The 18,849-nt window shown below is 43.1% G+C and carries 14 protein-coding genes; 7 read left to right on the forward strand and 7 right to left on the reverse strand.

The window, feature by feature from the left end; all coding sequences use genetic code 11:
• Nucleotides 1-86: 86 nt before the first annotated feature.
• From pta to JMX75_RS00160, 6 genes are all read left to right on the forward strand, one after another.
• The gene (gene pta / locus JMX75_RS00135) at nucleotides 87-2,243 is read left to right on the forward strand and encodes a phosphate acetyltransferase (RefSeq protein WP_201530499.1); all 2,157 of its coding nucleotides are present in this window, start codon (nucleotides 87-89) and stop codon (nucleotides 2,241-2,243) included.
• A gap of 196 nt (nucleotides 2,244-2,439) precedes the next feature.
• Nucleotides 2,440-3,336, forward strand: a complete 897-nt coding sequence (locus JMX75_RS00140; RefSeq protein ID WP_201530500.1) for a nicotinate-nicotinamide nucleotide adenylyltransferase — start codon at nucleotides 2,440-2,442, stop codon at nucleotides 3,334-3,336.
• Nucleotides 3,337-3,475: 139 nt separating this feature from the next.
• Nucleotides 3,476-3,889, forward strand: coding sequence for a ribosome silencing factor (gene rsfS / locus JMX75_RS00145; protein ID WP_011512587.1), 414 nt, complete (start codon nucleotides 3,476-3,478; stop codon nucleotides 3,887-3,889).
• A gap of 221 nt (nucleotides 3,890-4,110) precedes the next feature.
• Nucleotides 4,111-4,911 (forward strand): MOSC domain-containing protein, encoded by an 801-nt coding sequence (locus tag JMX75_RS00150; protein WP_227673122.1) that lies wholly within the window; start codon nucleotides 4,111-4,113, stop codon nucleotides 4,909-4,911.
• Between the two features lie 6 nt (nucleotides 4,912-4,917).
• Nucleotides 4,918-5,802, forward strand: a complete 885-nt coding sequence (locus JMX75_RS00155; protein WP_201530501.1) for an N-acetylmuramoyl-L-alanine amidase — start codon at nucleotides 4,918-4,920, stop codon at nucleotides 5,800-5,802.
• Between the two features lie 28 nt (nucleotides 5,803-5,830).
• Nucleotides 5,831-6,028 (forward strand): hypothetical protein, encoded by a 198-nt coding sequence (locus tag JMX75_RS00160; protein WP_201530502.1) that lies wholly within the window; start codon nucleotides 5,831-5,833, stop codon nucleotides 6,026-6,028.
• Nucleotides 6,029-6,076: 48 nt separating this feature from the next.
• Here the strand turns inward: JMX75_RS00160 and JMX75_RS00165 are convergent, their stop codons facing one another.
• Entirely contained in the window at nucleotides 6,077-8,017 is a 1,941-nt protein-coding gene (locus tag JMX75_RS00165; RefSeq protein WP_201530503.1) for a DUF262 domain-containing protein, read from the reverse strand.
• A 190-nt stretch (nucleotides 8,018-8,207) separates the two neighbouring features.
• Nucleotides 8,208-12,206 carry a phosphoribosylformylglycinamidine synthase gene (gene purL / locus JMX75_RS00170; protein ID WP_201530504.1) on the reverse strand — a complete coding sequence of 1,333 codons (3,999 nt, stop codon included), beginning with the start codon at nucleotides 12,204-12,206 and terminating at the stop codon, nucleotides 8,208-8,210.
• A gap of 436 nt (nucleotides 12,207-12,642) precedes the next feature.
• Between purL and JMX75_RS00175 the strand changes: the two genes are divergently transcribed.
• Nucleotides 12,643-13,137, forward strand: a complete 495-nt coding sequence (locus JMX75_RS00175) for a pyridoxamine 5'-phosphate oxidase family protein (protein ID WP_201530505.1) — start codon at nucleotides 12,643-12,645, stop codon at nucleotides 13,135-13,137.
• 146 nt (nucleotides 13,138-13,283) lie between these two features.
• Here JMX75_RS00175 and pgsA read toward each other — a convergent pair whose 3' ends face one another.
• The 5 genes from pgsA to JMX75_RS00200 all read right to left on the reverse strand — a co-directional run bounded on the left by pgsA (nucleotide 13,284) and on the right by JMX75_RS00200 (nucleotide 18,749).
• On the reverse strand, nucleotides 13,284-13,964 hold the full coding sequence (gene pgsA / locus JMX75_RS00180; RefSeq protein ID WP_011512579.1) for a CDP-diacylglycerol--glycerol-3-phosphate 3-phosphatidyltransferase: 681 nt from the start codon (nucleotides 13,962-13,964) through the stop codon (nucleotides 13,284-13,286).
• Nucleotides 13,965-14,559: 595 nt separating this feature from the next.
• The gene (locus JMX75_RS00185; protein ID WP_011512578.1) at nucleotides 14,560-14,991 is read right to left on the reverse strand and encodes an MgtC/SapB family protein; all 432 of its coding nucleotides are present in this window, start codon (nucleotides 14,989-14,991) and stop codon (nucleotides 14,560-14,562) included.
• A gap of 108 nt (nucleotides 14,992-15,099) precedes the next feature.
• A complete protein-coding gene (locus JMX75_RS00190) occupies nucleotides 15,100-16,260 on the reverse strand; it encodes an NAD(P)/FAD-dependent oxidoreductase (protein ID WP_201530506.1) in 1,161 nt (386 codons plus the stop codon).
• A 356-nt stretch (nucleotides 16,261-16,616) separates the two neighbouring features.
• A complete protein-coding gene (gene acs / locus JMX75_RS00195; protein WP_201530507.1) occupies nucleotides 16,617-18,584 on the reverse strand; it encodes an acetate--CoA ligase in 1,968 nt (655 codons plus the stop codon).
• A gap of 15 nt (nucleotides 18,585-18,599) precedes the next feature.
• Nucleotides 18,600-18,749 (reverse strand): hypothetical protein, encoded by a 150-nt coding sequence (locus tag JMX75_RS00200; protein ID WP_201530508.1) that lies wholly within the window; start codon nucleotides 18,747-18,749, stop codon nucleotides 18,600-18,602.
• Nucleotides 18,750-18,849 lie beyond the last annotated feature (100 nt).

The raw sequence follows: 18,849 nt of genomic DNA on the forward strand, positions 1-18,849 counted from the left end.
ATGCCTGCGATAAGAATCACAAGTTGATTCTTATACGCTCAAGGATGACAATCTCTCTAAAAATATAATAAACAGTAGGATACATTATGCAAACTATTTTACTTGTACCCATTAGCCGCGGTATCGGTGTGACGTCAGCGGCGTTAGGCTTGATTCGTGCTTTTGATTATAACGGTATCAAAGCGGGTTTTATGAAGCCGTTTTTACAAGACGATACGCTGGATAAGCAAAACAGTTTAGACAGCTCAAGCGCATTAGCCATGCATGCCTTTGGTCTAAAGCCACCTAAATCGATCAGCCGTCAACATGTTGAGCGTATGATTGGTGATGACAATCTTGATGATTTGATGGAAGAAGTGGTTGTTAACTACCATACTCTTGGTGATGATTACGATGTGGTGATTTGCGAAGGCTTAGTACCGACGACTGAAACTTCTTATGCCTCACAGATCAACCGTGCGATTGCTCATGCACTCGATGCCCGAATCATCTTTGTTAGCACCGCCGATACCAGTAAACCTGCCTATTTGGCCGATAAGCTTGATGTCCATGCGCGTGAATTTGGTGGTATGGCAAGTGATCGTACGCTTGGCTGTATCTTGATGCGTATGCATGACTTGCCGAATACGCAAAGCACCTTAGAAAATCAAATCGTTGCCCCTGGTGAAGCGATTGTGAGCTTGGATAGCGGCTTTATACAAGAAGTACAACGCTTATCGCCGCACTTTAATACCGAACAATTCCGCTTAATTGGTGTCGTACCATTTAGTGACTCATTATCCGTGCCGCGTACGTGGGATATCGCTGCTGAACTTGATGGTACTTGGCTCAACGTTGGTGAGGCAAAATCGCGCCGTATCAATCGCATCAGCTTGACCGCACGCTCAATTGCACGTGTCGATGAAGTGTTCAAACGTGGTACGCTTATCGTGGTGCCGGGCGACCGTGACGATTTATTATTGGCGGCGGGTCTTGCCTGTATCAATGGTATTCCGCTAGCAGGATTGGTATTGACTGGCGGCGTTGTCCCTAGTCCAACCGTCGCTGAGCTTTGGCAATCTGCACTCAAAACTGGTATTCCTGTGATGAGTGTCGAAGATGACAGCTTTGAGACGGTACAGAGTCTATTACACATGAGTGCTGAGATTCCAAGTGATGATACTGAACGCGCTGAAGAAGTGGCGCGCTATGTCGCGGCGCATCTAGATCTTAGCTGGATTAAAGCGTATTTTAGCCAAAATCATGAGCCACGCTTGTCACCTTCTGCTTTCCGTCATCAAGTGGTCAAAAAAGCGCAAATCGCCAAAAAACGTATCGTGCTGCCAGAAGGCTCTGAGCCGCGTACGGTCGAAGCCGCCTGTATCTGTCAAAGCCGCGGTATTGCCAACTGTGTGCTACTCGCTAAGCGTGCTGATGTTGAACAAGTCGCCAAAAACCGCGATTTGGTATTACCTGAAGGGCTTGAAATCATCGACCCTGACAGCTTAGATATGAGCAAGTATATCGCCGCTGTAGTCGAGCGTCGCAAAGGTAAAACCAGCGCAGAAGTGGCTGCTGAATATCTGCAAGATACCGTTTATTTAGGTACGACCATGCTACAGATGGACGAAGTTGATGGTCTGGTCTCTGGGGCGATTCATACCACGGCGAATACTGTCCGCCCAGCGTTTCAGTTGATTAAAACGGCACCGGAGTATTCACTTGTATCGTCAGTCTTCTTTATGCTGTTGCCTGAGCAAGTGGTTGTCTACGGTGACTGCGCCATTAATCCTGATCCAAATGCAGAAGAATTGGCTGAGATTGCCATTCAGTCTGCGCAGTCTGCTGCTGCCTTTGGCATCGATCCAAAAGTGGCAATGATTAGCTACTCTACGGGCTCGTCAGGCACTGGCGCTGATGTCGAAAAAGTCGCCCGTGCGACCCAAATCGTCCGTGAACGTGCGCCGAATCTAAAAGTCGACGGACCGCTACAATATGACGCGGCTTCTGTTATGAGCGTCGGCAAGCAAAAAGCGCCGGATTCGCCTGTTGCTGGACAAGCAAACGTCTTTATTTTCCCAGACCTCAATACGGGAAACACCACTTATAAAGCAGTACAACGTAGCGCCAATGTGGTCAGTGTTGGACCGATGTTGCAAGGCTTAAATAAACCAGTCAATGACTTGTCACGTGGTGCCTTGGTCGATGATATTATCTATACCATCGCCCTCACTGCCATTCAAGCACATAGCGACGTTATTTAAGCATTTAAAGCTTCATTCAAAACACGTATTATTGAGCCGATTATCATAATGATGGTCGGCTTTTCTATGGCTTTTAAACAGTATAATTAAATATAATAAAATCGATAATCGGGATAAGTAAATAATCACATGCTATAGTCGATTTAAAATAAATCAACTACAACGCCCATCTGCATTAGTTTTTACTCACTCATTTATGTCAAATACTTCTAACAGTTATCAAAGCCAAAATACTAAGTCTGCCATCCGTGCTTATTTGGGTGGCTCATTTGATCCTGTACATAATGGTCATTTGCAAATGGCGATGACCGTTTATCAGTGTTTATTACCAATAGCTGAGCAGCAACAGCGCGAACTGTATGTATCGTTGCTGCCCAATACGCGCTCGCCTTTTAAAGAAGATAGCACCGATCCTAAGCATCGTCTGGCGATGCTAAAGCTGGCAACGCAAGAGTCGCCCTTATACATTAACGAGCTTGAGCTGTGGCAAGCGCCGCCCGTTTATACCATTGATAGCGTACAGACATTACGCGCCCGCTATCCAAATGACAGTTTGATATTTATCATGGGGATGGACAGCGCGCGCAGTTTGGATAAATGGAAAGACGGTTTAGCACTGACTGATTATGTCAATCTATGGGTGTTTAATCGTGAGGAAAACCCTGAGTTGAATAAAAAACTCCTTAAAACTGATTGGCAAACTCCCTTAAAGTCGCAACTTCCTATGCCACTGCAACTTTTAACCGTCGATTCAATCACTGAGTTATTAATACATAATATTCAACCTTTAACGGGTAGCAGTGTGTTGAAAAATACTTACCAAGGTCGCATTTATATAGACCCGCGCCCTGTGGCAGCGATATCGAGCACGCAAGTAAGGCGGCAATTGCAGCAACAACTTTACCAACCACTGCCGCAAGCATCTCAATCGCTAAATATAAAACACGCTGCCGAAACGCAAATCGCATCTTTACAGCCAATAAATGCTATCATTAGCGATACTGCACCCAATTCATTCGCTAAATGGCTAAATCCTGCTGTTTATCAATATATTATCGCCCATCAGCTATATTCTGCTGCTCAATTCCGTTAAAATCGCCTTATACTTTTAATTTTGCCCACTTTGATCATTTTTCTCAAAAAACGTCTGCCCCTATCTGGCTCGTTAGAGAATGCATTGTGACGATTTACCATTTTATTTTTAATATTTACGATTCAAGAGATTAAAATTTATGACCAACACCATGACTGACGAACGTTTACAAGAATGTTTGACCCTTGTTCAAACCGCGCTAGACGATATGAAAGCTAAGAACATCACCGTAATGGATGTAGCAGCATTGACAGACGTAATGGAGCGTATCATCATCGCTGACGGTACCTCAAAGCGCCATGTACGTGCAATGGCTGACAGTGTCGGCGCTGAAGCCAAACTGGGTGGCTTTATGCCACTAGGTCGTGAAGGCGGTATCGATTCTGACTGGACATTGATTGATTTGGGCGCTGTTGTCGTGCATATGATGACGCCACAAGCCCGTGAGTTCTATGACCTAGAAGGTCTATGGTCATCGCCTGAACAATTGGCTGAGCTGGTTGCTGTGCCGCGTGAGAAGAAAACAGCCGGTCGTCGCAATAAAAATAAATAATCTTATTTATTGCCAAAGCTGCTTAAGAAAAAGACCAGATATCTATTCTGGTCTTTTTTTGTCTAAAATTTACTGTGCTAATAAAATTCAAAATACGGTTAAATTTTAAACGGCTGAATTCTTACCATTAGAGGAATGATTAAGCTAAGATAATACGCATTATTAATACCAATATCGATATAACCTCTCCCCTAATAAATCCCTATAGATTAGGAAACCCTATGAGCTTAGAACCTATGAACATACAACCTATAAACTCAAAAACGATAGCATCTTCTACCCAAAAAAATACTGCTGACTTTAACCAAACCTTGCCGCTCCATATCGCTACCCTCACCTGCGTTCGCGCTGGCAAAGCCATGCCATTTACCCGTGAAGAAATGAGCGCCATCGATAAAGCACCAATCAAAGCGCCCGTCGCTGTCAACTTTATGGGTCTCACAACTGATGAGCAAGCCGATAGACGTCATCATGGTGGCCCACTAAAAGCGGTACATCAACTAGCGACGGCGACTTATGACAAGATTAATGCAGAGTTTAGCTTGAAGGTGCGTGTTGGCACATTGGGTGAAAACCTCACTACAGAAGCAGTGAATGGTTTGCCAGAAATGACGGAAACCACGGTTTGTATTGGTGACGTTTTTCAGTATGGTCAAGATGAAATCATTGATGGGGATAGGGGCGACAGCGTGCAATTACGCATTGTCCAACCGCGCCGCCCCTGCTACAAAATCAACGACCAAATCGGACAATTTACTAAAGTGCCAAATATCGCGTCTTGGGTCAGCAAACAAGGCATCGCTGGTTGGTATTTTCAAGTCGTTCGCGATGGCATGATCAGCGCTGATTTACCGGTATATTTAATCGAACGCCCCTATTCTTTTGCGACAATTGAGAAACTGTGGCAATTATCAAACTCAAAAGAGACATTTGCCGCAGAAGTTATTGAACCTTGGCTTGCGATTGAGTGTTTGGAAGAGAGCTGGAAGAAGGTTTTGGCTAAGAAGATTAAAAAGGATTAGCATTTCATGGCAAAAAATATCTTTTTAGCATTAGCATGTGCCTTAACGCTGCCTTTGATTGGCTGCGTGACCACTAATAACACCCAAATAGCGAATACTGAACCCTTCGTTATTGATAGCGAAACCTATCAAGCCACTGGCAAAAGCGAGCGGATTAAATCCATCGTCCTGCACTATACCGTCTCAGATAATGCCAGATCTATAAAAACATTGACCACTGGAAATGTGAGCGCCCACTATCTGATCTTGGATAATAACGACAATAAGATTTATAACCTAGTACCCGAAAGTGAGCGTGCTTGGCATGCTGGCGCGGGCGGCTTTGCCGGTAGAACGATACTCAACGATACCTCTATCGGCATCGAGATTGTCAATAGCGGCATTAAGCCTGAATATCGAGATGCCTTAAAAAACGGCGCGCTCGACTATCATCCTTATGAGCACTATGTAGAATTTGATGAGTTACAGATTAAGAAAGTGGCGCAGCTGGTGCAAGACTTGGCAAAAAGATATAACATCTCAGCAAAGAATATCATCGGTCATGCCGATATGGCACCCTCGCGTAAGATTGACCCCGGAGCGAAATTTCCTTGGCAGCGACTTTATAAAGAGTACGGCATTGGCGCTTGGTATGATGAATTTGATAAGCAATTCTTTATGAATCAAGACGCGTTTGCAGCGGCAACGATACCCGAGATTAAGCAAGCGTTTCGCGATTACGGTTATCAAATCAATGACACAGACGCGTGGGATAAAGCCAGTCGTGATGTCGTGTATGCCTTTCAATTGCATTTCAGACCGCAGCAGCCAACGGGTGAGCTGGATTTAGAAACTTATGCTATTTTAAAGGCGCTCAATAAGAAGTATGCTGATCGTGATGACTTTTATTAAGAGATAAAAATATTAGGAGACCTAAGCCATGAGTAACTCACAATACAATGAGCAAGATGAACAAGACGAGCTGCAGAAATATCTAGAAGAAAAAGCCAAACAGGAGCAAGAAAAAGAGCAGGAACCTGAGCCGCTCTCTGCGTATGAAGCTTGTGTACTAAAAGAAAGCGCGAAGATTCATGAGTTGATTACTGAGGCTCAGGAGCAGTCAAGGAAAGATGGTTAGCATATTTACTAACCATCCTTTATAAATAAGGTTCAAATGCATCGGAATTTAAAACAATAAATCGTCGACTGGCTCAGATTCTAAGAAGTTTGGAATTTTACAAGTAGTTGTTAGCTCAAACTGTACACTCTTCTTTCTTTCATCAATGAAACCAAAATAATCATCATTCATTAATTTATCGAAAGCTGAGTCATTTATGCAGTGCTGTTTAAATAAGTCTCGAACTTTTTGTTCAGCATTTCTACTCCCACCATTCTTTTGAATCAGCTCGCGTATATAATCAGAAGGCATTCTATCACTAATTATATCTCTATTAGTTGAAGATAATAACCATGTCTGATTTAACACTGAGTCAATATTATGCTGTGTTTTCAAAAACTTATCAGCCATTGATTTATCTCTAATCCCATTTTCTTCCATAACTTTTTTACGCATGGCTGCTTTAGGAAAAATATGATGTAAATCACATCCATTGACTTCTGCACAAACTTCTAAATTATCTATATATATATCTTTAGCTCGTTTCAAATTATACAGTGAAACGATTGTTTTACCTACTGCCCCACTTTTAGAAGTATTAATTTCGCCATAAATATTGTTTAACCATGTCGGCATTTCTTCTTTAAATGAAGGGCTAGAAAACCATCTTTTCATTTCAGCCAAATCCTTCACTTGCTTATTATCTGATCCTTCACCATAACGAGAAGATATACCCGCACCAAAATACCAAGCTCTTAACTTATCTAATCTCATTAGTCTTAAATTATGGTCTTTTACATCTAAAGGATGCTCATTTATAACATTTGCGATAATCGGCAAAAGTGGTGAATATGCTAAATATTTCTCGCTACCTGTTATTAAAGCGCTTCCACAATTTCTGTCTAATTGCTCACATGCCTCATTCAAGTTCTTAACGCAAATATTCCAACCTTCGTCAAACATTTCAGCTTTCAAGCTTTCTGGTAGGTGGGAAGTTTTAGGAGAAACTTTATTATAAAGAGCTAAAGTTTGTAACAAGTATCTTTTAGGCTTACCGTCTAAACTATCAACTAAAGGATAATTTGATATAACTTCATCGAACATTTGTTTGAGTGATATTCTTTTAGGATATAGCACTGCAACTAATAAGTCGAAAGCACCCAGCTGAATTCCAGTAGTATTTATCTTTGTAAATACTTTACAAACCCCACTTATACCCATCTTTTTAGACACTACGACTGTTGGAAGCTTGAAATCAAAATAGTTATCAAGAATAAAAGGTAATAATTCTGCTAAGAAGGTTTTCCACTTCCCTTCTTCTTTTATAATTTCCTCTAGCTCTTCCTTACTTTCTTTGACAGTTAATTTTTCATAATTTTTTAACTCATAATTTTTCTCATGAATTTTTTCACTAATAGCATCCCTTACATCTGTAATAGCTTTTGTTAGAGTATTTCTATCTTTTAGAAGTGTTAAAGGAAGAAGCTTAGCTTTACTTCTAAAGTCCTTTAAGGGATCATCAGTTCTTTTCTTCTTCTTTATAAAAGCGAATACATCTAACTCTTGTTCAATAAAGTTTTTAATCTCTTCCTTATTGGACGGTGCTTCAACTTCTTCCCATCTCTGCTTTACACCATTTAGGTCTAGATACCATATATGATTATTTGTACCTCTTGTTAAATGACTTAAGGAAGTCAATCTTTGCTGCCCATCAAGTACCAGATATTGGGGTGGATTCTTATCCCCACCTTCATAATCAAGAGTTCTGTTGTCAGTAGGGATAATTTCAGAAAAACTAGTCCATGCCATTAAAGGGTTTTCTTTTTCAATTTCTAACAGTAAAACTGTACCTATCGGATGGGAAGAAAGCACTGACTCAAATAAACTTTTAATATTGGAATCTTTCCAAACATAGTCTCTTTGAAATTCTGGCAGTTGATAATCACCATCGAAAATACCATCGATAACATCTGAAAGGTTTAAATCTTTAGACTCTGTAGTTAATGCCATACTAATTTCCTTAAATTATAAATAACTTAATCATTTATCTAGTGATTAATGGCTTGAATTGCCTAGATTAACAGATAACATTAGTACATTAGGTCAAATTTTTCATCTTTAAAAATATACCAAACTCCAAACGCAAAAAAGGTGAGCATCACGCCCACCTTTTTTATTATCTACAGTAATTCAAACTATCCTAACGCAACCAAGCTCGGGCGTTACGGAACATACGCATCCACGCGCCGTCCTCGTCCCACGCTTCTGGCTTCCAGCTATGATTGTAGGCACGTAGCGTACGCTCAGGGTGCGGCATCATGATGGTGACGCGACCGTCAGTGCTACACAGACCTGTGACACCGCCGAGCGAACCGTTTGGATTAAGCGGATAAGTCTCGGTTGGATGACCTTGGCTATCGACAAAGCGCATGGCGAGCTGACCGTGTTTTGCCATACCGTCGATCTCGGTGTTGTCCAGCGTTGCATAGCCTTCACCGTGCGCGACAGCGATTGGTAAGATACTGTCTTGCATACCTTTAAACAGGATAGACTTGGTGCGCTCGACTTTTACGTTGACCGTACGCGCTTCAAAGCGAGCTGATTTATTGGCGATAAAGCGTGGGAAGTTTTCCGCGCCTGGGATGAGGTCTTTTAACTGCGCCATCATCTGACAACCGTTACAGACACCGAGTGAGAAGGTATCAGGACGGGCAAAGAAGCGTACGAACTGCATGCGCAATTCGTCATGGAACAAGATAGAGTTTGCCCAGCCAGAGCCTGCGCCCAGTACGTCACCGTAACTAAAGCCACCACAAGCGACCAGACCATCGAAGTCACGTAGATTGATACGACCGCTGAGTAAATCACTCATGTGGACGTCGACCGCTTCAAAGCCAGCTTGGGTAAAGCCTGCTGCCATTTCCGTCTGACCGTTGACGCCTTGCTCGCGGAGGATTGCGACTTTTGGTTTAGTGTCACGGCTGTTTAAGTATGGCTCTTCAACTTTTTGATTGAGATCAAAGTTTGGTGCAGCGATTAGACCTTGATGGCTAGCATCGCTAATCAAGTCATACTCTTGCTGTACGCAAGCTGGATTGTCACGGCGACGGGCGATTTGATAGCTGACCTGACTCCATTCTTGCTGTAGCTCAGAACGCTTAAAGCGTAGAGTGTCATCACCCATGAGTGTTGGCGTTTGAATGATTAAGCTGTCTTCTTCTGAGCTTTGACCGACTAGGCTCAGCATATCGCTGACGTTAAATTCTTCTGCCATTTGCATTAACGCAGCGACATTTTCTGGTAATACTTGAATGACTGCGCCCAACTCTTCACTGAACAATTGACCGAGTAAATTATCATCGGTCAATGACAGCTTGATACCTTGACGGCTGGTGAATTGCATTTCAGCGATAGTTGCTAGCAGACCGCCATCACCGATATCGTGATAAGCACTGATGACGCCTTGCGCGTTGCCTGCTTGGATAAAGTTAAAGAAGTCGACCAAGTCACTTGGTTGCCCTAAATCCGGGCAGTCATTACCTAATTGGCTAAGCGTTTGCGCAAGGATTGAACCGCCGAGACGCAATTGTCCTTTAGACAAATCAATACGATAAAACGCGCTATCACCATTAATAAGCTCAGGCGTTAAAGTTTTTGCAACATCAACAACAGGAGCAAAAGCAGTAATGACCAAGCTCATTGGCGAAACGACTGATTTGTCTGTGCTGCCGTTCTCGTCTTCGTCCGTCCAATTAGCACGCATCGATAGCGAGTCTTTACCGACTGGAATGGCGATACCCAATGCAGGACACAGTTCTTCACCAACGGTATAGACCGCATCAAATAATGCGGCGTCTTCTGCATCATCACCGCACGCTGCCATCCAGTTTGCCGACATCGTGATATCAGATAACTGAGTAATACGTGCGCCAGCAATGTTAGTAATCGCTTCACCAACCGCCAAACGAGCAGAAGCTTTTGGACTGATAAGCGCAACAGGCGTACGTTCGCCAACGCTCATCGCTTCACCGCTCATGGGCTGACCATCTAACGCAATCAGGCCTGAAGCAGTAACGGCGCAATCTGAGATGGGCACTTGGTAGCGACCTACATACTGATCACGCACAACCATACCCGTGATAGAGCGGTCACCAATGCTAATAAGGAATGATTTACTAGCGACAGTTGGATGACGTAGCACGTCTTTGATTGATTCGGCCAGATTGACTTCGCCTAACTCTAAAGCTGGCAAGGTAATTTCTTGACGCTCAAAACTACGCTTCATCTGTGGTGTACCACCAAGCAATACTTGCATCGGCATATCGACTGGTTGCTCAGGCAGTAATTCGTCATTCACGACGAGCTGACGTACTTCAGTGGCTTCACCTAAGATGGCATACGGGCAGCGCTCACGCGCACAGATCGCATCGAACTGCGCTTTGCTCTCAGGGCGAATCGCTAGCACATAACGCTCTTGCGCTTCATTTGACCAGATTGCCATTGGCGACATGCCCGCTTCTAGCGACGGAATTTTACGTAGATTTAATACCGCGCCCATCTCATGGTCATTGACCAATTCTGGCATCGCATTAGACAGACCGCCAGCACCCACGTCATGCAATGAGACGATTGGGTTGCCATCTTTACCATTATTACTTGCATCAACGTCATTACCCGCAAGCGCCCAGCAGCGATCCATCACTTCTTGACAGCGACGCTCCATCTCAGCGTTATCACGCTGTACAGAAGCAAAGTCCAAGCCTTCATCAAGTGAGCCACTATCGACCGAAGATGCTGCGCCGCCGCCTAAACCAATTTGCATCGCAGGACCACCAAGGACAATCAGTAAATCGCCTTGCTGAATGGCATTTTTTTCAATGAGGTTGCGTTTGATATTGCCGTAACCACCTGCCAGCATGATGGGCTTATGATAGCCGCGCATTTGGCTGCCGTCTTTTGCCGCTGAAGTATCCAATTGGAAACTACGGAAATAACCGCAAAGATTCGGGCGACCAAATTCGTTAGAGAAGTTGGCACTGCCTAATGGTGCTTCCGTCATAATTTCAAGACTAGTTGCCATACGATCCGGCGTACCATAATCCTGCGTACTTAATTGACCTGACTGCTCCCATTTTTCAACCATTTCTGGGATATGTAAATGTGACACATGGAAACCTGTTAAACCTGCTTTTGGTTTACCGCCACGTCCGGTTGCGCCTTCGTCACGAATCTCACCGCCTGCACCCGTTGCTGCACCCGCATAAGGGGCAATAGCGGTTGGATGGTTATGCGTTTCGACTTTCATTAAGATGTCGATTTCTTCTTGATGGAAATCATAAGGATGCGCAGAATTTACGTCCATAGCATTGGTAGGAATCGGGTAAAAACGCATCCCTTTAGAGCCTGCCATCACTGCGGCGTTGTCTTTATAAGCAGACAAGATGCCTTGCGGATTGGCTTTATAAGTATTCTTAATCATTTGGAACAGTGACTTTGGCTGTACTGCGCCGTCAACCGTCCATTCAGCATTAAAGATTTTATGACGGCAATGCTCTGAGTTGGCCTGTGCAAACATCATCAGCTCAACGTCCGTTGGATTACGCTTGAGTTCATTGACGTAAGCATTCATCAGATAGTCGATATCTTCGCTCGATAACGCAAAACCAAATTCTTCATTTGCCGACTCAAGCGCCGATTGACCTTGTCCAATCACATCAATATGATTGAGTGATGCTGGTTGTCCATCGTCAAACAGATGACTGACCTTATCTAAATCATAGACTAAGCTTTGCGTCATTTTGTCGAACAATAATTGCTCAGCGTCTACTGGCAGTTTTTCGCCTGCTTCGCCATCAACGGTTAGCGTATAAACGATGACGCGCTCAACACGATTAATGGCAATTTCACAGTTATTAAAGATATCGGTCGCTTTACTTGCCCATGGCGATATGGTGCCAAAACGTGGACCAACGATAACTTGTAGTTGATTGTCTTGCGGGGCTTCAAGGACAGTGCCACTGTCGACAGCAAGTAAGTCTAGCGCTTTTTTATGCTCATCACCTTTGAGTTCTCGTGATAACACATACACTTGCTGAGTATGAATTTGGCTGACATTTAGCTCGGTTTTTTGCTGAAACTGACTGATGAGTTGCTGCGTCTGAAAATCGGTAAGAAACGGTTGTCCGGCGATGGTCATCATAAAGGCATATTCCATAGGATATAGGCAATAACAGGCATCTCTGCCATGCTAAGTAAATGGTTCGCGTATTATAACAAGAAGCCCTGTAATAAGCAGGACAAAACCAAGATAAATTGCCAATTGCTTCGGTAATATTATGCTAAAAGATTGAGCAAATACTGACGATTTGCTATCAAAACAGCAAGGCTGACGGCACAGCGTCACAATTTTTACCTAAAGCTTATAATCCTTACAAACCCTCACATCGCCTTACGGGCAACCTATATAAATAGCCCAGCAGAAATCGCTATTCTAGATAGCAGTTCTTGACCAGCTAGTTTTTATAAAGCCAGTTTTTATGAAATAAACGGTTTGTATACATTAACCTCTTAATAATTATTTCTTTAACAACTATAAATTCAAAATTTATTTACAATAATGAAAAAGGATATCCACCATGAGTAACCAAGAGCATCTCGATAAAATCCAAGCCGTCATCAAAGACGTGAAATTTGCCATGATGAGTACCAGCAATAAAAAAGGCGATATTCATGCGTGGCCAATGACCACAAGTGAGGTCAACCTTGATAATAAAGAGATCTGGTTTATCGGCGATAAAAAATCAGATGTCGTCAAAGATATTCAGGATGATGCAAGAATCGGGCTGACTTATGCCACTCAAGATGAAAAGAACTTTGTTTCTATCAGTGCTAACGCTGAATTACCGACAGACAAAGCCAAATTGGATGAGCTTTGGTCGCCAGTTTACAATGCCTTTTTTGAGCATGGTAAGGAAGATGAAAACGTACAATTGATTAAAGTAGTTCCTCATGGTGCCGAATGCTGGCTTAGCGGTAGTACAGTGGTGAATATGTTTAAGATGGCAGCGGCAGCCGTACAAGAAGGCAAAACTGCTGAAGATATGGGCGAGACCTTTTCCGTTTCTTTATAATTTATCATTAAACTAATAAATAGATAAAAACAAAATTTTTATCATAAAAAACGCCAGTGGCTGATGCGACTGGCGTTTTTTATTGACTGGGCTTTATAGTTTTAGATAAAAGTATAAGATTTAACCGCTATCTATTTAACTACCTTTTACCCACTTTGCTTTAAATACGGCCACGCAGCTTTAAGATAAATCATCATTGACCATAACGTTAGAATCACTGCCGCTACCATCAACACATAGCCGATGGTTTCAAGCGATTCCCAATTTAACAAAAGCACCGTAATCGCTATCATCTGAAAGGTGGTTTTGAGCTTACCTACATAAGACACCGCCACACTGGTACTTTTACCCAGTTCTGCCATCCATTCACGCAATGCCGATACGGCGATTTCACGCGAGATAATCACAATTGCTGCTATCGCCATGATGATATTGGGATGCCATTGCACTAAGATAATGAGCGCGGCTGCTACCATCAGCTTATCAGCGACTGGGTCTAAAAATCGACCAAAGGCTGATACCACATTGAGCTTACGGGCAAAATAGCCATCGAGCCAATCGGTAATGGCTGCTAGTATAAAAACGCCTGTTAATAACAAGTGACGCAATAGACTGTCGCTAAAGTCACTCATACCAACCTTTGCAATCACGTTATCAGAGATTGCGGGCATGCCGATCCCCATGGCAGGTGGCCAATAGGCAATCGCAACAAATAGCGGAATCATCAAGATACGCGCAATCGTCAGGTTATTGGGCAAATTAAAAATACTTTTGTTATTCTGCGTACTTGACGGCTCCTGCGGATGCAAATGCGTGCTCTCAGTCATGGCAAACCCAGTTTAATATTGACCTAATAATGACGGATAGCTTAGCATTTTTCAGCCAAGTCGTCATGCCCTCTATGTAGGTATCGTTGATGCCAAGCGTATATTTTTCTAATCGAGCAATTTTTATCCTAGATGTGGCGTATTTAGCCATTTTAATGAGTGATAGCTGATTTTTATCACTGTTTTTTATCGCTAGTTCCAGGCAAAAATATCGCTATTCTATTGTATGCTTAGATACATCCATACATATACCGTCTAAAACGTAATAACATGTAAGCAAGCTTAGGAAAATAGCTGAATGTCGGTTATTATGAGCCGATGATATCGATACACTTGTACACTAAAAATTGTAAGCAGATGTAAGAGTTTCTTGAACTGTCTCTTTTCAACCAAATATAAATAATAAGAACAACACCTAGTAATAATAATAAATTTGTATCAATTTATTTGTGGCTCATGATTTTTCATTTGATCGCATGATAAGTTTTCCTCAGTCCACGGTATCTCCTCCGTGGGCTCTTTTTTTGTCCGCTATTTAGTCGTTTTATTCGCTGGATGTCCTTTATACATTGCCTCGCAGTATTTTTATTGGTTTCTACAGCTTTTCTTTTGACTTAAACGGCTCAGAGAATTGCAAGATCAAAAAACCAACCACAGACAAGATAATCGCAATTTCATAACGCCCATAAGCAACTGAAATACCAATAGCACCGGTATTCCAAAGGCTGGCTGCCGTTGCTGTGCCTTTTGAGCCTTGTTCGTTCTTAAATATCGCGCCGCCACCGATAAAACCCATGCCAGTGATAATCGCATACATGATTCTCGCCTCACCAGTCGCATCATAAATATCCATACCAACGAGCATAAAAGCACAGGAAGCAATGGTCACTAAAGGAAAGGTCCTAAGCCCTGCGCCGTTGTCTTTCATCTCGCGGTTGAGTGCAATCGGTAAGGAAAGAATAAAGGCAATTCCTAATTGAAAAAAATGAAATTGCATTAGCTCCATATCGATATCAAATCCAGACATAGCGTTCTTACCTCCTCTTATAGCGATAAACGTTTTAATTTTTAGTGTTGGTTATGAGCTTGTTTACCGTTTTAAAAAATACACTTTCAGTCATCGTTTTTAACTGATTTAGTCAGCGCAGATTTTTGCTACGGTTTGTTTTGCCATCTGATAGCAGCTTTCGATGTTACCTTGTCCACACCAGTCGCCACTGACAATCCATTGACGCGGCTCATCAACTAAAATACCAAACTCTGTATTATCAAGCGGTTTAAGAGTTGCAGCATAACGCCAGCGATGACAATCGATTTGGCTTGGCGTACTATCTTCATCCCAACTCAACGCTTGCTTTGCTGCTTGTAGCAAGATTGCTTTTACAGCTTCTATATCGTCATCGACATGCTGCTCCGACCAATCGTTGCGAGCGTGAATAGTGATACTGGGTAATAGAATGCCATGGTCAGGTTTTTGATGTTCAATAAAGATACGATCGAGCACCGAATCCTGCACATAAGCCACATCCCATAAAGGGGGTGACGTGTTTAATGCAGCAGGTAAAGGCTGCTCTTTATCCCACCCAAGCATCAAGGTATAACAGGCCTGCATCTGTGCTTCGCTAATTTTTGCAAGCTCTTTAAAATTGCTATCCGCCATCAGCTCTACAGCTTGACCATTGGGGGCTGTACAAATTACCCAATCATAGCTGTCAAGGCTGTTGCCATTCTCATCATATAGCTCAGTTTTGTTATTAGCCTCATTTTGTTCTACAAAATCTTCTTTGCGTAATGGCGCTACACGAGTTTTAAAGTTTATAGTTGTATGCTTTAGTTCATCAGCCAAGGCACGACCCCAACTGGTCATTTTGGGCGTGCTGATATAACGCGCTTGGGTACTGCTCCATTGCTCCTTGGCTTGTATGTCAGCATTCTGAGCGGCATCGTCAGAAGGTATTAAGTCCACCACATTGGCATACCATGGCTGCAATAAATCACTTTGTAGCCATGGTTTGATAAACTGCTGAAAGTCAGCACTTTTGGCAGTAAAAAACTGCGCCCCAAATGCCCATTGCCAGTTTTTATGCGTTGCGCTGTCCGTGCGATAGCGTGTTGCTAAACGACCAACGCTACGAGACTTCTCAAAAATATTAATTTTAGGTGATACTGATTCACCGTTTGCTTCAATAAAAATGCGCTCCAATAACGTAGCCGTAAATAAGCCAGTCAAACCCCCGCCAATAATCGCAATTTTTGGTATGGATTGTTCAGTCGTATGCAAAGTAGAATTAGTCATAATGACAATAAACCTTATAAAATATTTAGCAAAATAGTAAGTAGTCAGATGAAAGTAAGGGGGTTATTCTAAAAAATATTGAACCTCTAAAGCCTACTAATATAGTTAATCCATTTTTAAAAGGGTACAGAACTACTAGGGTTAATTATTTGCAGCCTCTGTCTGCGCAGACACAGCAAGCAAGAAAAATTAACCCCAGTAGTACTTTATAATGCTTGTATTTCTTTTATTTAGGACCGACTATATCCATGATATCTCGGTAAAAAGCCATGCTACTTTTATAGCATGGCTTTTTACCTCAGCTTCCAATCATTTTTAAGCATTGACCCTATTCAAATTTTATTGATATTGAACAATCAATGTGATTTTGCCCGTTCGGTTTTAACCACTTCGACCAGCTCGTTAATAACTGAGCTGTCAGCTAGGGTAGATAAATCACCCAATCCAACATACTGTCCTGCCGCTAGACTACGCAAAATACGGCGCATGATTTTACCAGAGCGGGTTTTAGGTAAAACATTGACCATATAGATGGCATCTAAATTGGCAATCGGACCAATCTCAGAGCGTACATGGCGGTTTAACTCCGATTTTAGTGCTTCAGTGGCCGTCTCACTCGACTTTAAGATAACAAAGGCGCAAATACCCATACCACGTATATCGTGTGGCATTCCTACAACAGCCGCCTCTGCCGTCGCTGGATGTGCAACGATCGAGCTTTCAATTTCTGCTGTGCCCAGTCTATGTCCTGACACATTGAGCACATCGTCGACACGTCCAGTAATCCAATAGTGACCATCTTCATCACGCTGTACCCCATCACCGGTAAAATAATAGCCGGGATATTCGGTAAAATAAGTCGCTAAAAAGCGTGCGTGGTCTTGATAAATAGTACGCATCTGACCGGGCCAACTACTATTAATCACCAAATTACCCTCAGCTGCACCTTCAAGCGCGACGCCATCGGTATCAATGACTTCAGGGACGATACCATATAGAGGATTCATCGCCGCGCCCGGCTTCATTGCGACCGTCCCCGGTATCGGCGCGAGCATGATACCGCCCGTTTCTGTCTGCCACCAAGTATCGACGACCGGACACTTGCTGCCGCCGACAACATGATAGTACCAATCCCACGCTTCAGGATTAATTGGTTCACCAACTGTGCCAAGTAAACGCAGACTTGAGCGATCCGACTCACGTACAAAGGTATCGCCCTCTTTCATCATAGCTCTGATAGCGGTCGGTGCAGTATACAAGACAGTGATTTGATGCTTATCGATAATATGCCCAATGCGCGCCCATGTCGGATACTCTGGCACGCCCTCAAACATAACGGTCGTGGTGCCATTAGCAAGCGGTGCATAAGTGGCGTAGGTATGACCCGTCACCCAACCAACGTCTGCGGTACACCAGAACACGTCATCATCTTTGATATCAAAAACATCACGAAAAGTAGACAGCGCATAAGTGATATAGCCACCTGTGGTGTGCAACACGCCTTTAGGCTTGCCTGTTGAACCAGAAGTATATAATAAAAACAGCGGGTCTTCTGCATTCATCACTTCAGGTTCGCAGTGCTGCGACTCACCATCGACCAAGCTGTGATACCAGATATCACGGCGACCACTCATCGGTACTGAATTGCCTGTACGATGGACGACGATGACATTACTGACACTGTCAGTGCCATCCATATCTAGCGCGCGATCGACATTAGCCTTGAGTGGCGTACGCTTGTTACCACGAATACCTTCATCAGCGGTAATGACCAGCTTAGACTGACTATCAATGATACGATTACCCAAGCTCTCAGCGGAAAAACCGCCAAATACCACTGAATGTACCGCACCAATACGCGTACACGCCAGCATGGCAACCACCGCTTCTGGTATCATCGGCATATATAAGGTAACGCGGTCGCCCTTTTTGACCCCAAGCTTGCGCATGGCATTACCTAAGCGACAAACGGCTTCATGCAGCTCTTTAAATGATATGATTTTGTGCAGGGAAGGATGATCCCCTTCCCAAATGATGGCAGGCTTATAGGGATTATTTTTGACGTGGCGATCCAGACAGTTGACTGAAATATTCAGCTCGCCATCCTCAAACCATTTAATGCGAAAGTCTTCTAAGTCGTAGCTGACGTCGCTGATTTTGGTGGGCTTTTTTATCCAATCAATCAGCTCAGCACGCTCCGCCCAAAAGGCATCTGTCGCTTCAGCTGATGCAATCGATTGCTTATATTGTTCAGCATACTGCTCGGCGGTGATATTGGCTGCGGCGAGGAATTCAGGCGCAATGGGAAATGATTTTTGAGTCATGAGCTTCATCCTTTTTTAATTATTATGACCTGTAGCAAACATCGCTGATAGCGAAGATTGGCATAGGCAATAAGGGTCATCTTCCATAATGGTGACACTCAAAGACAGTTTGACAAATATGCCGAATGGTTGCAAGGCATCAACCACTAATCGCAACAATTGCATAGCACATCAGTATGTTTAACAGTGCAGATTCTATGGCAGATATTTTTTACCGCTCTTTTTTGAAAATGCAGTTGCGACAATGCTATTTAATCCTTGTAAC

Source organism: Psychrobacter sp. LFX-11D, from assembly GCF_904846475.1.
GTDB lineage: Bacteria > Pseudomonadota > Gammaproteobacteria > Pseudomonadales > Moraxellaceae > Psychrobacter > Psychrobacter cryohalolentis.

What these genes read in the sequence shown, in the direction of transcription:
- pta (WP_201530499.1), top strand. Translation starts at nt 87, where the DNA reads ATGCAAACTATTTTACTTGTACCCATTAGCCGCGGTATCGGTGTGACG.
- JMX75_RS00140 (WP_201530500.1), top strand. Translation starts at nt 2,440, where the DNA reads ATGTCAAATACTTCTAACAGTTATCAAAGCCAAAATACTAAGTCTGCC.
- rsfS (WP_011512587.1), top strand. Translation starts at nt 3,476, where the DNA reads ATGACCAACACCATGACTGACGAACGTTTACAAGAATGTTTGACCCTT.
- JMX75_RS00150 (WP_227673122.1), top strand. Translation starts at nt 4,111, where the DNA reads ATGAGCTTAGAACCTATGAACATACAACCTATAAACTCAAAAACGATA.
- JMX75_RS00155 (WP_201530501.1), top strand. Translation starts at nt 4,918, where the DNA reads ATGGCAAAAAATATCTTTTTAGCATTAGCATGTGCCTTAACGCTGCCT.
- JMX75_RS00160 (WP_201530502.1), top strand. Translation starts at nt 5,831, where the DNA reads ATGAGTAACTCACAATACAATGAGCAAGATGAACAAGACGAGCTGCAG.
- JMX75_RS00165 (WP_201530503.1), bottom strand. Translation starts at nt 8,017, where the DNA reads ATGGCATTAACTACAGAGTCTAAAGATTTAAACCTTTCAGATGTTATC.
- purL (WP_201530504.1), bottom strand. Translation starts at nt 12,206, where the DNA reads ATGATGACCATCGCCGGACAACCGTTTCTTACCGATTTTCAGACGCAG.
- JMX75_RS00175 (WP_201530505.1), top strand. Translation starts at nt 12,643, where the DNA reads ATGAGTAACCAAGAGCATCTCGATAAAATCCAAGCCGTCATCAAAGAC.
- pgsA (WP_011512579.1), bottom strand. Translation starts at nt 13,964, where the DNA reads ATGACTGAGAGCACGCATTTGCATCCGCAGGAGCCGTCAAGTACGCAG.
- JMX75_RS00185 (WP_011512578.1), bottom strand. Translation starts at nt 14,991, where the DNA reads ATGTCTGGATTTGATATCGATATGGAGCTAATGCAATTTCATTTTTTT.
- JMX75_RS00190 (WP_201530506.1), bottom strand. Translation starts at nt 16,260, where the DNA reads ATGACTAATTCTACTTTGCATACGACTGAACAATCCATACCAAAAATT.
- acs (WP_201530507.1), bottom strand. Translation starts at nt 18,584, where the DNA reads ATGACTCAAAAATCATTTCCCATTGCGCCTGAATTCCTCGCCGCAGCC.
- JMX75_RS00200 (WP_201530508.1), bottom strand. Translation starts at nt 18,749, where the DNA reads ATGCAATTGTTGCGATTAGTGGTTGATGCCTTGCAACCATTCGGCATA.